A 13,629-nucleotide genomic window follows, 5' to 3' on the forward strand; every position below is an offset into this window, starting at 1 on the left:
AAAAACCGCCTGTTTGATTGCGTACGTATCGGTTTGACTTTCGTTAAAAAACGATTTACCGACTTTTTGGTTTTGTACGGAAATGATTCCGAATTCTTATTACATACAACGATGCAAAAACGCAAACTGGGAAACGACGGCCTGGAAGTTTCCGCGATAGGCCTTGGCTGCATGGGCATGAGTTTTGGCTACGGCCCGCCCAAAGACAATAACGAGATGATTACCCTGATTCGTGCCGCAGTTGAACAGGGAGTTACCTTTTTCGATACAGCGGAAGTGTACGGCCCGTTCATCAACGAAGAACTGGTTGGGGAGGCTCTCGAACCGTTTAAAAACGAAGTGGTAATTGCGACCAAGTTTGGATTCCACATTCAGGACGGCAAAATGAATGGGGTCAACAGCCGCCCGGAACACATTCGGGAAGTGGCCGAAGCCTCGCTGAAACGGCTGCGGGTCGATGTCATCGACCTGTTTTACCAGCACCGCGTTGATCCGAACGTGCCGATCGAAGACGTAGCCGGGACCGTAAAGGAACTGATCCAGGAAGGGAAAGTAAAGCATTTTGGATTATCGGAAGCGGGCGCCCAAACCATCCGCCGGGCGCACGCCGTCCAGCCGGTTACGGCGCTGCAAAGTGAATATTCCCTCTGGACCCGTCAGCACGAAACCGAAATCATTCCGACTATTGAAGAACTGGGCATCGGTTTAGTGGCCTTCAGTCCGCTGGGGAAGGGTTTTCTGGCCGGTAAAATTGATGAGAATACCAAATTTGCCGAGGGCGACATCCGGAATATTCTGCCGCGATATACCGAAGAAGCGCGAATGGCCAATAAAACCCTGCTGGATTTGCTGGATCAGTTTGCCGGGCGTCGAAACGCCACACCCGCCCAAATCGCTCTCGCCTGGGTGCTGGCGCAAAAACCGTGGATTGTACCGATTCCTGGCACCACAAAACCGCACCGCCTGGCGGAAAACAACGGAGCCGCAACGATTCAACTCACCACGGACGAACTTCGGGAAATTGCAGAAGCCTCGTCCCGGATTGATGTGATGGGAAACCGGTACACCGACCAGATGGAGAAGTCGACGGGGCTGTAAAACTGACGGATGCATGGTATTAGGCGTGCATCCGTCAGTTCCTTTCTAACCTGAATCCAATTGGCGGCAGGCTAGTATCGATGAAACTCAAGATCAGTCGCCAAAGGTATCAACCGTAATCGCTAAATCGTACAAGGTCGAACCAACAATCTGATCCTTTTCAAATAAGGTCGTCAGAGAGGACTCGTGGGCTTTTGATGAGCCAAGAATGGCTACGCCCAATTTTTGTCCGCTCACTTTATCACGAGCCGAAATTTTGTACATTCCAACAGGAATGTCTTCAATGTAATCGCTCCGTTGCGGCATCATTGCAACCAGTTTCTTGCCAGTACTTCCGTCGACCAGCGGGCCAACGGGCTCGAGTGTGATTTCCAGATTTTCGCTATCGATTTTATTGAAATTGGGGTGCACCTCCAGCCGGGCACCAAGCGGACGACTCGTCTCGTCGTCATCGGCCGCCCGTTTTCCCGTCAGGCGAAACACGAAATTGCGAACGGCCCCATCGTAGGCGGAAAAGACCCGCGTATCTTCCTGGTACAGCCCCATTTCAAAATTCTTATTGTGGTACTTGAGAGTTACTGTTCCGCTAACCGTGTAGGAGCCTTCGGCAATGCCGGTGGGCAATTTGAAGCGGTAATTTCCGGACGCATCGGTATACCCCGTGGAGGTTTTGTTGTAATAGTCGGTGTTGCTGGCCACAATAACGGCATTGGCAACGGGTTTGCCCTGACTGTCGACTACGCGCCCACTGACAATCCCTTCCTGAGGCTTACCCCCGGTGGAAGGGCCGTCGATACCGGGTTTGGTACAGGCTGCCGAACTCAGGAGGGCAACCAGGAGCAGAAGATAATAAACCGTTTTCATAAAAGTGTGGATTTGGATGTTTGATAGATGGGTCAAAAATAGAACCTTCAACACCCGGTTTGGAAACGGTTGTTTACCCAATTGTGGGATATGTATACTGAGTTGCTACCTGTAACGGATGGACTGTCAATGGCGAATTCGATGAATTTGTCATGGAGAAAATCCAATTTATCTTCTGATGAGTATATTATTGGGCAGCCTGAACGGCGCTTCCTCAGAATTTGTTAAAATGGTATAAACCAATCTTTTCTATGAAATCTATTAAAACCGCTGTGTTGGGCTTGTTACTCCTGATTGGTTGTACGCCCGCTCAGACCCAGGATACCAATCCCGCAAAATTGCCCACACTAAAACCGGGCGAAGCGGTTGCCACGTTTGCCGGGGGCTGTTTCTGGGCGCAGGAAGAAGGATTTGATCAATTAAAGGGCGTTCGGGAAGTCATTTCGGGCTATGCGGGCGGAAATGTCAAAAATCCGACATACCGGCAGGTTGGAACGGATGAAACCGGTCATGCCGAATCGGTGCAGGTGTATTACGATCCGGCGGTCATCAGTTACAATGAACTTCTCGATGCGTTTTTTGCCGGTCACGATCCCACAACGCTCAATCGGCAGGGCCCCGATGTCGGGCGAGATTACCGCTCGGTAGCCTTTTACCGCACACCAGCCGAAAAACAGGCCATTGAAGCCGCCATTCAGCGGACGAACGCGTCAAAGCATTACAAAAATCCGGTGGTGACGGAAGTGCTGCCGTTCACGGCATTTTACCCCGCCGAAAACTACCATCAGAATTACTGCAAACTGCATCCCAACCAGCCGTATATTCAGAGCGTATCAATCCCCAAAGTGGAAAAGCTCCGGAAAGCGATGAAAGGGAAGTTGAAAAAAGAAGGTGATTACGCCATTTAATGGCGCGAAACCGCTTGTTTAATCCCCGTTATAGGGCAGGTTTTGGTAGCTGACGTAGTTAATTTTAGGTCAGCTACCAAAGCTGTTACTCGTTTTCCGGATCAATATCGATTGTCAAATCATCGATATCGCCTTCATAGGCCAACGAATTAGAGCGGTTTTCGGCCGTATTGATGGCTGTATGGGTATCGCTGTAAAGCATCGTGTCGAGTGCTTCATCACTTCCCTTATTGTAGTTATCCTCAGCACCCAGACCCAGATCCGTGTACATCGGAGCCGTATCGGCTGCTGAAAGCGGTGGAAGCTCATCCTCTTCGTAAGGTTCTGAAGAGCGATTGGTGTCGGGTTTTGGAGCGTCTGAATCCAGTTCTCCTTTCTTCTGATTTTCCATAATTCGTCATTTCTGATTATGGAAGTATAACATCCAGCCGATCCAATTGTTGGAAACTCCGACCGATTGGGCGGGTTTTACAAATACCTCAGAATGTTTTTTCCGGAAAAGGCATTGGCTACCTGACTGAGATAGAGACCTTTCCGACGCGGTTTGTCAATGGCCTGTACGCGCGCCCGCATCTTCAGAAATACACCAGCTGTCATGTACAGAAAGAACATCCCGACCAGAATGAACAGCGATTCGGTGTTGGTGATGTCGCGGTGAAAAAGAAAAAATAAAACCGTATTGATCAGTGAGATCGAGCAAAGCACCGCCGTGGCGGCTGCGTGCGACAATCCGTTGTCGACAATGATGTGGTGCATGTGATTCCGGTCGGCGGAGAAAGGCGAACGGCCCGCCATAATCCGAACCAGGAAAACCCGCAGGGTGTCGAAAATCGGGACAATCAGAATCACAATGGCAATAATCGGGGCGTTGAAAAACGAAGTGGGATCGAACCGGAACGAGTTGTTCAGGTTAATAAACCGTACCGCAAAAAACGACAGCAAAAAGCCCAGGATCAGTGAGCCGGTATTGCCCATAAAAATTTTGCTGGTGTGCGAGAAATTAAACCGCAGAAAGCCCACCAGCGCGCCCGACAGCGTAAAGGCCAGACACGCCATGGCGAAGTGATTCGTGAGCAGAAACCAGCCGCCAAACGTCAGGCTGGCCAGCGTCGAAATCGCGCCTGCCAATCCGTCGATGCCGTCGATCAGGTTAATGGCGTTGATAATGGTAATGAAAATGAGGCAGGTAATCAGGATGGAAAACACATCGTTGATGTGATACATGCCAAAAATGCCGTATAAATAATCGATGCGCAGTTTTCCGAAGAAAATCAGAATCAACGAAGGCAGTACCTGAAAGAAAATCTTTTTATTCGGGTCAATACCCACCATATCGTCTTTGATGCCGATAAAAAACAGAATCGACATGCCTACAATCGACAGGTTCGTCCGGTAAATATCGGTTTGGTCGATGGCGGGCCAGAGGAAATAACTGATCAGGATGGCGGCAAAGATGGCAATACCACCAAATGTCGGTGTGGCGGTTTTGTGTGAACTCCGGGAACCGGGCTTCTCCATGAGAAACTTCAGTTCCGAAATTTTAATGACTACCGGAATAGAAACGACTGCCACAAAACAGGCAACCAGAAAGGATAAAAGACACTGGTAAAGACCCAGCTGAAAAAGATCGTCGGTTAGCTTATTTTGGATATAAGACAGAAGCAATTCAAGATTCATAGCGGTAGGTGTGATGATACTCAAGGATAAAAATCACCATGACAGAGTGTAAATGTTACCGTTTTGTGCTTTTAGTACAATTAAAAATGACTATTCGGTACATATATTTATCTTGCGGTGCAAAAAAACGCTATTTTTTACAACTTTGGTAAGAGTTGGTTCAATTTTCTCAACGGTTTCAGAAAAAGTGTAAAAAAGTAAGGACGCAACCCGTTGATTTTCCAGGCCTGTCGATCTTCCCGATTGGCCCGAAACCGGTGTTTCAGGGTCGCATTACTCATCCCGCCCGACCGCATCGCCACCAGCACCTCCGGCAGGTAACTGATCTTGATTTTGTATTTGTGAATGAATCGCAGCAGCAGTTCATAATCCGATGAACTTTTCAACTCCAGTGTATAATTGCCGAGTTTTTCGTAGACCGACCGTCGGATGAAGCAGGTAGGGTGGGGAGGCATCCAGCCCCATAAGAAATCCCCCTCTTTGTATTCTCCAACTTTCCAGTTCCGGTCGATTTTTTCAACGTTGGTTGCATTGACATAAATGATATCTCCGTAAACCGCATCACAGCCCGTTTGGTTGAAAAGATTCACGACTTTTTCAACCACCTGATCGTGTTTGTAAAAATCGTCGGCATTGATTAGTCCAATCACCTCTCCCGTGGCCAACCGCAGACCCTTGTTGATGGCATCGTACAGCCCCTTGTCCGGTTCTGAAACGAAGCGGGTGATCCGCGACCCGTAGGACCGGATAACGTCGGCACTATTATCGGTCGAGTTGCCGTCGATGACGATGTATTCGATGTCCGGATAAGTCTGACTCAGTACCGAATCAATGGTATCTCCGATGGTTTTTCCGCCGTTATAGACGACAGTTATGATGGTTATCTTCATTCAACTTCACGATTTTTGACCCGGATTGCCGGATTTCCCTGATAAATACCGTAGGCTTCCAGCGATTGAGTGGCCACCGATCCAACCGTCAGAATGGAATGCGAGTGACAGGTGACGCCGGGGCAAACGATGGACCTGGCGCCGATCCAGACGCCGTTTTCGAGGTGGATGGGTTTAACGAACAAATCGAATGTCCGTCGGCGGTAGTTGTGATTACCGGTTTCGAACATGGCGCCTTGCGAAATGCACACATGGTTTCCGATGGTAACCGGCGCCAGATTGTCGATCCAGACTTCCTCACCCACCCAGACGTAATCGCCGATGGTCAGAAACCAGGGAAATTTGATGTTCACCTTGGGCTTAATTGCAAAGCCTGCGCCAATTTTGGCACCAAAAAGGGTTAAAATCCATTTTTTGAAGCTGATTGGCAGTGGTAAATACGAATTGACAGTAACCGAACTGACCAAAAACCAAAGGATAATTTTCCACTTTGGTCCCGGATTCCACCAGCTATTGTCATACACCGACAGGTCAGTGCTGGCCCGGCCGCTGAGCCAGGAGGTCTTTTCCATATTCTGTTCGGAAAAAATCAATAATTGCTTGTCTATCAGTGCCTACGCGGTGGTACACTTCGTACAGTTTGGCATCGACCAGAAACCGGTACCAGAGCCCCTGCAAAAAATGCCACATCAGGCCCGGCCGTCCGTCGATCAGTCCCAGCCGCACAAAGTACCGATAGAAAAAGTACAGAAAAGGTCGCGTAAACAGCGGCAACGATGCATACCGCAATTTCAAATACCGCTTGCGCTGCTCCTGCGTACCAAACAAGTTGGGCTCAACCCGGATCGATTTATCAAAGTTAAAGCGAATGTTTAGAATATCGATCACTTCGCGGATGGCGTACAAATTATGTTTTTGTGTCCACCACGTTAGATTGTTCAGGTTGTGATCCACAATGTCGTGCTCAAACTGGATCGACCGGCCGGTCGACAGCTTGATGTGTTCGTCCATCCAGGTTTCTTCGCAAACGCCCTGACCGCTGCGCCAGAGCCGGAGTAACCAGGTCGGATAATAGTCGCCGTGGCGCATCCAGCGGTTCATGAACATCACCCGGCGCTTGACGTAAATACCGCTAACATCTTCCGGCAAACCGCTCAGACGGTTATTAATTTCTGCGGCCAGTTCGGGCAGCACGTATTCGTCGGCGTCCATCCGCATCAGCCAGGTAGTCTGAAAGGGGATATGACGGATTCCGTAATTAAATTGCGATGCGTAGTTGACCCAGGCGTTCTGAACCACAACGGCCCCCATGGCCCGGGCGATTTCAACGGTTTGATCGCTCGAAAATGAATCGACGATAAAAATCTGGCGGGTGAATGGCAGCAGACTGGCGATGCAGCGACCGATGTGTTTTTCTTCGTTGTGCGTCAGAATAATAACTGAAATGCTGCTCATACCTGTTGGGGAACAAGTTGATAATAGGCATCGAGAACCCGGTTGGCCACGACGTTGATGTCACATACTTCGCTGATCATGCGCTGGGCATTTCGGGCCATCCGGGCAGCTTCATCGGGATGATCAAGCATATAGGCCAGCCCGTCGCGCACCGATTCAACGGTGGTATCGCTGATGTTGGCGGCTTCGTAGGAACGCAAATAATCGCTGAAACCGACGTGGTCCGTAAGAACCGAAGGAACACCGCAGGTCAGGGCTTCCATGGCGGCCACCGAAAACCCTTCGGAATAAGACGGCAAGGTAAAGACGTCGGCGTCGGCAAAGGCGGCCAGCTTATCGGTCTTGATGAGCATTCCCGGCAAAATGATACTTTTCTGGAGCTGATGCGTTTCGATAAACTGCTGAATTTCCGGTAGATAGCCGTCGTCAGGACCCGCCAAAACCAAAACCGCATGGGGGTGGGATTGACGAAGCAATTGGAAAGCCGGAAGTAGAATGTCGAGTCCTTTTTTAATGTGAAGCCGGCTCAGAAACAGCACCAACTGCTGATGGTCGCCGATCTGGTGTTGCCGACGGAACGTTCCTTTGGCGGGAAGATTCTGGTATTCCGAAATCCGCAGCCCATTCGGAATGATCTGAACATTCGGATGCTGATAGCCCAGATACCGTTTCACATCTTCGTATTCCCGCTGATTGTTGATCAGAATCAGGGGCGTTTTTTTGAGCAAACGTTTTTGAATGAGCCACGTCATGACCTTCTTTTTCCAGTACCCGTGTTTAAGGGTCCAACGGTCGAGCAAGCCGTGAATCGTAATGACTTTTTTCGCCCGTAGTTTGACGAAAAATGGAGCGACGGACCCAAAATGCCAGATGCCGTGAATGTGAATAACGTCGTATTCGTTACCGTGTTCGCGCAGATATTGATAGAGACCGGGCGAAAATTCCGGGAAATATTTGGCAAACCAGTGGCGTTTTACCTGAACGACCCGAACGCCCGGCGCGGTGGTATAGAGCACATCCCCTTCGGACATTGGGGTTAAAATCGTTATTTTTTCACCTTGAGGAGCCTGTACGCTGGTGTAATCATAGATAATCCGGGGTGGCCCGCCAATGTCCCAGGAATAGGCGCAGATGTGGAGAATGTTCATAGAGAAGGTTGAAATAACGACCCGCGGCCCACTTTTACAAATCCTTCCATCATTTTCTGTCCAACGACGCGCGGATCATATTCCGCGATGATTTGTTCCGACCGAATGCCCATCGCCCGTCGGTCGGCCGGGCCGTCGATAAATTTGAGCAGAGCCTTCACCAGTTCGGTCGGCTGCAGCGGGTCAAAACCGTACCCATTTTGCCCATCCTGCACCAGATCCCGGGCGCATCCGCAGCGTTCGGAAACCACTACCGGCATCCCGCAGGCCATCGCTTCGTTAACAACCAGTCCCCAGGGTTCCGACAGGCTGGGCAGCACCAGCACATCGGCCAATGCCAGCGTTTCCGGAACCCGGTACCAGGGCTGATTGGGTAAAATTTTGATAAAAGACTGGAGGTTAAGTCGTTCGATCTGAACCTGAATCGTTGCTTTCTGGTCGCCATCGCCGAGCAGAATCAGGCCCCACCCACCGGGTTTGGTTGCCTGCTGTAGCGCCTGATGGAAGGCATCGACCAAAACCGTAAGATTTTTTTCGGAGGCCAGGCGACCCACGTAAACAAAGTTGGCTGGTTGTAGCCCTAATTCACCCTGTCTTAAAAACCGGTCCGGAAGGGCGCGATCATATACCTGGCGTAGTTTCGTGTTGTCGACCACGGCATTGCTCCGAACCAGAATTTTATCGGGAGAAACACCCAGTTGAGTCAGGTAATCGGCCTGGGGCGTTCCGAAACAGAAGAAACCGGTCGCCATCGAAATGATGCGGCTTTTCACCCATTCTTTCACCGGGCTGCGGACCAGATCGACGGGTGTCGATTCGGTTTGAATGATGACTTTGATGCCGCTCAGCCGGGCAATCGCCATCAAAAGGACCTGAGCAGGATCGTAATAACCGGTTATTAATAGCACATCGGGCTGGTACGCGCGCATTCGGCGGACCAGTGCCTGAAGTTTGGCTCTGGTGCCGACCTGCTCGACATACGTGTCAAAAAGCAGTTCGTAGCTGTACTGATCCGGCAGTTGATCTGGTTTTCCGAACGAAGCCCGGGATTGTTCGCTGCGGGCAATCTGCAACACGTGGACCTCGCAATCGTAGGCCGACGCCAGCCGATTGAGTTCACTGAAAACCGTTGCTTTATAGTGTGCCCACAAAATGTTGTGAACAATCAATATTTTCATAGAGATAGGTAGATCAGCCGGATACGGCCGGTGCGACCGTCGGATGATTGAGCAGATTGGGCGGATAGAGGTGACTAATGCCAACGAATCGAATCATCAGACAGAAGGGGTGCCAGAACGAAATTTCGTACGGACGCCCGTTTGTAAACAACTGGACGAACAGCATGATGTAGAAGTACGCCAGAAAAGTCGATAGCGAGTCGGGATTGTCGCGAATGGTTTTGATGCTATAAAACAGGGCCGAAAAACAGAAGGCGGTAAAGGTCACAAAACCGGCAATCCCGTGGTTGATCAGCGCTTCCATAAGCGGAACGTCCAGATACGCCGATTTATAACCCTGCCCAATCAGTACGACGTGTAGGTGACCTTCAAAAATGTTTCGGAGGTACTGAAAGCTGGTCGCCCGGTTTCCGGCCGAGGCATCGAACGAAGCCGTAAACTGATTCTGGACTTTCATACCTAATAACGCGTACACGTTTTCCATGTTTCGCTCGATAAAAGCCACGGCATATCCGTACAGAATGGCGATCAGATCCCCGTTTTTACGCATGAAGAAACTGATTCCCATAAAAACGACAAGCATCAAAGCGAGCGATGCGGGCCGGAAAAGTCCCCGAATGGCATCTTTGATCTGCCGTGGGCGGATGTTGAACATGAAAAACAGCCCGATAATCAAGATCAGGGCCACGATACTCGAACGGGTTTGGGTCAACACCAGAATCCCCATACCGAACACGCTAGCAAATAATGACAGAATCCGCGGAACAAAGGTGGTTTGGGGCCGGAACGCCCAAATTCCGCAGGCAATCACGCTCATGAGTGCATTCCGGGAGAACACGTGCGGATTACCGGTACGGTATTCTCCTTCGCCAAATTGAATGGCCGCGCGTTGCCCGATGCTCCAGGTCGGGTCGGTCAATAGGGCGTAAACCAGCGCGATATTGGAAACGACCGTAAACGCAATGGTGATCGGGATAAAAACTTCAATGATATCGTTGGGAATATTGATCAGAAAAATCAGGAATAACAGGACGTAGACGTAGTAAACCGCATCCATTGTGCCGTCCCGAAACCACTGATCGCGGTAAAACGCCATGTAAAACAGGATCACCGCAAAAAACAGCAGCGCCATTTTCAGCAGGGTCGTGTTGATCCGATAAAGTTTATGGAGAAAATGGAACGGGATCATTAAAATGAAACCCAACGCCATGAACGCGGCCGTGAAAGCCGTGCTGCCCGGTGCTAGGCGAAGTGTTTCCTTGAAAAAGAAAACCAGTGGGTAGCCATCAATAACCATTAGAATACCGACAACATACCGCATTAAATGCAGTTTTCGCCAGGTAAACAGTTCCGATAATGAAAGGGACAGCATATAAATTAAGATTTAAGCGACGTTAAAAAACCTCATTTTGCCCGAATTGACCACGTTGGCAATTGTATTTTTTTAATATCACTACAAAGATAACGAAAAGAATAGTGAACATTTACTAATGAACAATGAACAATGAATAATTAACGGGGAAGTTCCGATTTACTGCAATCGGGTAATAATTCATTGTTCATTTTTAATTGTTCATTTTCCTCGGTACGTCGACGGTTTCGATGAATTTGACGGTTTGGTGAAGTTTCTCGACGGTTTTTTTGCGCCAGCCCCGCAGGGGCGGTTTAAAAGCTTGCTTACCATAAGCCGGTATAAAGGCGCTTAGTGAACTGGAGAGGTCTTTCCGGTCGAAATAATGTACCCGGTTTTGGTAGGCTAGCAGGCGTTTTTTGATGGCCGGATAAGCCGAAATCCGGACCCGGTTTTGCGCCTGGAAATACCCTTCCTGATCGATTATGCCTTTGTAATTCAGGAAAATAACGGGCGCGTTTTCGATGCTGGCCCGTTCGTGCAAATTCCACAGGCCGAGGTGCCAGGCGGGATTTTTGACAATCACCACACCATCGAATAAGCCTGGCGTCAGCACCAGCCAGATCTGATCGGTGTACATGCCTTCGCAGGGGCAGGCAAACGCGCGCTCCGGCACCCGGCTGCTCCACCAGTCCAGAAACCGGGCCGCTTCGGCAGTGCGTTTGAGCGCGAGAAAACCGGAGCTGTACAAGCCCACATTCTGCAGGAATTTTTCGTCCGGAAAAGCCGTGTCCGTCACCGGCTTCAGCAGGTGTGGCGTCAGCAAAAGTGTCGCGTTGGCATACTGGCTCGGCAAATCCGCCAGGGGCTGGTACAAATAAACCGACGGATCGAGGTAGATCACCCAATCGGTTTGCGAACGGTGGCGGTAAATGTGCTTGATAAACAGCGGTTTGCAGGCAGCGACAAATTCGGCTGGCGTGTACTGCTGCGAAAGCTGGTCCAGATCCGGAATCGTTAATTCATTGATCGAAACCAGCGGAAATGGAATCTGAAAACCGGTCGGAAGGTTGAGCAAATCGTCGCAAAGCCCGACGATAAACGCATCTTTCGGATGGTGCTGCTGCAAACTTTCGCCCAGGGCGAGCGCCTGCGGCAGTTGACGAATGGTACAAACGGTTAAAAATGTAATCATCATAGTGTCACTCTAATAAATCACCCAAAGCTGCCAGATAAGGTGCATAGCCGTTGGCTTCCTGATCGGCGTAGCGATGATAATTCCCGGCCAGCAACTCCCGAACCACCGATCCAATTCGGAAAAACCGCCCGTCGGGCAATGTGCTTCGTCGATTGTAATGGTCCAGCCGCCGTTCAAACTGCTCGATTCCCGGCGTTTTGGTTGGCATTCGTTGCGTAACCAATTGGTATAATTCCTTCAGTTCCTGATGCTTATGAATCAGCGGTTCCAGTTTCTCGCTGTGCGGCCGTGAAAACCGCTCTGTAAACCGCACCGGTTTTCCGGCCGCCGGAGGGCGCGTGCCCACCTGCTGTTTGTCGTGGGTGCGGTACCAGATTAACGGTTTTTCGTAGAAATCGATTGTCCCTTTGGCGGCAGTCACCAACCCCATCCAGCCGTCATAAATGTAATTCGGCAGATTCGGAATCGGTAAAAAAGATGCCAGCAGCCGTCGGCGCAACGCCGAGGTGCAGCCCATCACGCGGTTACCGTCCAGCAAAACCTCCGTTGCTTCGCCCCGGCGCCATTTTTCCCGAATCGGTTTCGTAAACCGTACCGTGTCCCAGAACAGCCGACCGGTATCGTTCAGGTTGGTATCGGCAATGACGGCATTGGAAAAAACCAGATCGACAGCCGGGTTTTGTATCAGATAGTCGGCCAGCGTCTCGATTTTTTCGGGCAGCCAGTAATCGTCCTGATCGCAGATAAAAATCAGTTCGCCGGAACAGAGCGAAAGTGCTTTTTCAAAATTTTTGTTGAATCCCAGCCGCGTCGTATTCCGAATGATCCGGACGGAAAATGGCGCATTGGCGGTCAGCCGCTCGAGCAGCGTCCGGGTCTGATCGGTCGAATCGTCGTCACAAACAATCAATTCGTCCGGCAACCGGCTCTGTTTCAGCAGACTTTGCAACTGCGTTTCCAGGTAGGCTTCGCCGTTGTAGGTGCAAAGCGCCACCGAGATCGTCGGGCGGTTCGGGTCAGATGGTGTAGCCATAGGTTGCAAAAATGGGTCGCCAATAATCGGTTCCGTGAATGTTCCAGGCGTGGCAGCCGAAGGGCAACTGACCCTGATTATAGGTTCGAATGGCGCGTTCGGGGTAAAATTCGACCGCAAACCGCATCGCCGTCCGGAAATCCGGGACGCTGATCAGCGGAAAATACCGGTTGAGTTCAATGCCCCAGAAAACGTCTTCGTTGTATTGGTGGGCGTGAATCTGCTCGTAACGGACGATCTTTTTTCGAAAAAAACGGATCCAGCGCAGCAGCGACGAAACTTTCCGGAGCGAAAAACCGCCATTGCCAACCCCGTTCAACGACGTGATTTCGCGGGGCGTAATGCCATCATCTTTCTTCAAATCGAAAAGTATCGCAATTCTTTTCTTGAAGTTGAAAACGGTTTCATCCGCCCAGCCGGTGAAATCACGGTCGCGGAGCCAGGGTGCCCCGATATATTCGTAACCACTTCGGCACCAATTGGTTAGCTCATCGCTGAAAACAAACGCGTCCAACTGGTAGATCAACATGAACTCAAAATCCGTGAACGCCTGATAAAACGCTTCCGACAACATGAGCCGGTTATACGACTGAACATTCTTGAAGTAGGCATCGTCGAACGTCCGGACCTGAAGCTCCGGATGCGGCTGGGTCAGGTACGACACATCGAGCGAGTGCGGTTTTACCAGAATAATCGGGTATTTTCCCAGCACGCGCAGGCATTGCGTGAGCGAAATGCGTTCATAATCCGTCAGCGACGATTGATAAACCGGAATGACAACACAGGCCAACTGCGGATTCTTACGTTGTTTGTTCATGTGGCGGTTTAC

At 50.4% G+C, this 13,629-nt stretch carries 14 protein-coding genes; 2 read left to right on the plus strand and 12 right to left on the minus strand.

The window, feature by feature from the left end; genetic code table 11:
- Positions 1-111 precede the first annotated feature (111 nt).
- Entirely contained in the window at positions 112-1,098 is a 987-nt protein-coding gene (locus GJJ30_RS29055) for an aldo/keto reductase (RefSeq protein ID WP_154178655.1), read from the plus strand.
- Between the two features lie 93 nt (positions 1,099-1,191).
- On the opposite strand, the gene GJJ30_RS29060 is transcribed toward GJJ30_RS29055, so the two are convergent.
- Positions 1,192-1,962: a carboxypeptidase-like regulatory domain-containing protein gene (locus GJJ30_RS29060; protein WP_154178656.1), complete on the minus strand. Its 771-nt coding sequence runs from the start codon at positions 1,960-1,962 to the stop codon at positions 1,192-1,194.
- Positions 1,963-2,213: 251 nt separating this feature from the next.
- Here GJJ30_RS29060 and msrA point away from each other — a divergent pair, with 251 nt between their 5' ends.
- Positions 2,214-2,870: a peptide-methionine (S)-S-oxide reductase MsrA gene (gene msrA / locus GJJ30_RS29065; RefSeq protein WP_154178657.1), complete on the plus strand. Its 657-nt coding sequence runs from the start codon at positions 2,214-2,216 to the stop codon at positions 2,868-2,870.
- A gap of 85 nt (positions 2,871-2,955) precedes the next feature.
- Here msrA and GJJ30_RS29070 read toward each other — a convergent pair whose 3' ends face one another.
- From GJJ30_RS29070 to GJJ30_RS29120, 11 genes are all read right to left on the minus strand, one after another.
- Positions 2,956-3,261 (minus strand): hypothetical protein, encoded by a 306-nt coding sequence (locus tag GJJ30_RS29070; RefSeq protein ID WP_154178658.1) that lies wholly within the window; start codon positions 3,259-3,261, stop codon positions 2,956-2,958.
- 77 nt (positions 3,262-3,338) lie between these two features.
- Positions 3,339-4,547 (minus strand): glycosyltransferase family 4 protein, encoded by a 1,209-nt coding sequence (locus GJJ30_RS29075; RefSeq protein ID WP_154178659.1) that lies wholly within the window; start codon positions 4,545-4,547, stop codon positions 3,339-3,341.
- Between the two features lie 137 nt (positions 4,548-4,684).
- Complete coding sequence (locus GJJ30_RS29080) at positions 4,685-5,437, minus strand: glycosyltransferase family 2 protein (protein WP_154178660.1); 753 nt, start codon at positions 5,435-5,437, stop codon at positions 4,685-4,687.
- Positions 5,434-6,009: a WcaF family extracellular polysaccharide biosynthesis acetyltransferase gene (locus GJJ30_RS29085; RefSeq protein WP_154178661.1), complete on the minus strand. Its 576-nt coding sequence runs from the start codon at positions 6,007-6,009 to the stop codon at positions 5,434-5,436. Before GJJ30_RS29085 ends, GJJ30_RS29080 begins: the two co-directional genes overlap by 4 nt.
- A complete protein-coding gene (locus GJJ30_RS29090; RefSeq protein ID WP_154178662.1) occupies positions 5,969-6,892 on the minus strand; it encodes a glycosyltransferase family 2 protein in 924 nt (307 codons plus the stop codon). The genes GJJ30_RS29085 and GJJ30_RS29090 overlap by 41 nt, the downstream gene beginning before the upstream one ends.
- Entirely contained in the window at positions 6,889-8,040 is a 1,152-nt protein-coding gene (locus GJJ30_RS29095; RefSeq protein WP_154178663.1) for a glycosyltransferase, read from the minus strand. The genes GJJ30_RS29090 and GJJ30_RS29095 overlap by 4 nt, the downstream gene beginning before the upstream one ends.
- On the minus strand, positions 8,037-9,218 hold the full coding sequence (locus GJJ30_RS29100) for a glycosyltransferase family 4 protein (protein WP_154178664.1): 1,182 nt from the start codon (positions 9,216-9,218) through the stop codon (positions 8,037-8,039). Before GJJ30_RS29100 ends, GJJ30_RS29095 begins: the two co-directional genes overlap by 4 nt.
- A gap of 13 nt (positions 9,219-9,231) precedes the next feature.
- Positions 9,232-10,590, minus strand: coding sequence for an O-antigen ligase family protein (locus GJJ30_RS29105; RefSeq protein WP_229313486.1), 1,359 nt, complete (start codon positions 10,588-10,590; stop codon positions 9,232-9,234).
- Positions 10,591-10,783: 193 nt separating this feature from the next.
- Positions 10,784-11,767, minus strand: coding sequence for a hypothetical protein (locus GJJ30_RS29110; RefSeq protein ID WP_154178665.1), 984 nt, complete (start codon positions 11,765-11,767; stop codon positions 10,784-10,786).
- A 4-nt stretch (positions 11,768-11,771) separates the two neighbouring features.
- Complete coding sequence (locus tag GJJ30_RS29115) at positions 11,772-12,800, minus strand: glycosyltransferase family 2 protein (RefSeq protein WP_154178666.1); 1,029 nt, start codon at positions 12,798-12,800, stop codon at positions 11,772-11,774.
- Positions 12,784-13,617: a DUF5672 family protein gene (locus tag GJJ30_RS29120; RefSeq protein WP_154178667.1), complete on the minus strand. Its 834-nt coding sequence runs from the start codon at positions 13,615-13,617 to the stop codon at positions 12,784-12,786. The genes GJJ30_RS29115 and GJJ30_RS29120 overlap by 17 nt, the downstream gene beginning before the upstream one ends.
- Positions 13,618-13,629: the final 12 nt, after the last annotated feature.

The organism is Larkinella terrae, from assembly GCF_009668025.1.
GTDB classification, from domain to species: Bacteria; Bacteroidota; Bacteroidia; order Cytophagales; family Spirosomataceae; genus Larkinella; species Larkinella terrae.

Excerpts from the sequence above, each read along its gene's own strand:
- GJJ30_RS29120 (WP_154178667.1), bottom strand. The coding sequence starts at position 13,617 with ATGAACAAACAACGTAAGAATCCGCAGTTGGCCTGTGTTGTCATTCCG.
- GJJ30_RS29100 (WP_154178664.1), bottom strand. The coding sequence starts at position 9,218 with ATGAAAATATTGATTGTTCACAACATTTTGTGGGCACACTATAAAGCA.
- msrA (WP_154178657.1), top strand. The coding sequence starts at position 2,214 with ATGAAATCTATTAAAACCGCTGTGTTGGGCTTGTTACTCCTGATTGGT.
- GJJ30_RS29075 (WP_154178659.1), bottom strand. The coding sequence starts at position 4,547 with ATGAATCTTGAATTGCTTCTGTCTTATATCCAAAATAAGCTAACCGAC.
- GJJ30_RS29085 (WP_154178661.1), bottom strand. The coding sequence starts at position 6,009 with ATGGAAAAGACCTCCTGGCTCAGCGGCCGGGCCAGCACTGACCTGTCG.
- GJJ30_RS29055 (WP_154178655.1), top strand. The coding sequence starts at position 112 with ATGCAAAAACGCAAACTGGGAAACGACGGCCTGGAAGTTTCCGCGATA.
- GJJ30_RS29095 (WP_154178663.1), bottom strand. The coding sequence starts at position 8,040 with ATGAACATTCTCCACATCTGCGCCTATTCCTGGGACATTGGCGGGCCA.
- GJJ30_RS29110 (WP_154178665.1), bottom strand. The coding sequence starts at position 11,767 with ATGATGATTACATTTTTAACCGTTTGTACCATTCGTCAACTGCCGCAG.
- GJJ30_RS29080 (WP_154178660.1), bottom strand. The coding sequence starts at position 5,437 with ATGAAGATAACCATCATAACTGTCGTCTATAACGGCGGAAAAACCATC.
- GJJ30_RS29090 (WP_154178662.1), bottom strand. The coding sequence starts at position 6,892 with ATGAGCAGCATTTCAGTTATTATTCTGACGCACAACGAAGAAAAACAC.
- GJJ30_RS29105 (WP_229313486.1), bottom strand. The coding sequence starts at position 10,590 with ATGCTGTCCCTTTCATTATCGGAACTGTTTACCTGGCGAAAACTGCAT.
- GJJ30_RS29060 (WP_154178656.1), bottom strand. The coding sequence starts at position 1,962 with ATGAAAACGGTTTATTATCTTCTGCTCCTGGTTGCCCTCCTGAGTTCG.
- GJJ30_RS29070 (WP_154178658.1), bottom strand. The coding sequence starts at position 3,261 with ATGGAAAATCAGAAGAAAGGAGAACTGGATTCAGACGCTCCAAAACCC.
- GJJ30_RS29115 (WP_154178666.1), bottom strand. The coding sequence starts at position 12,800 with ATGGCTACACCATCTGACCCGAACCGCCCGACGATCTCGGTGGCGCTT.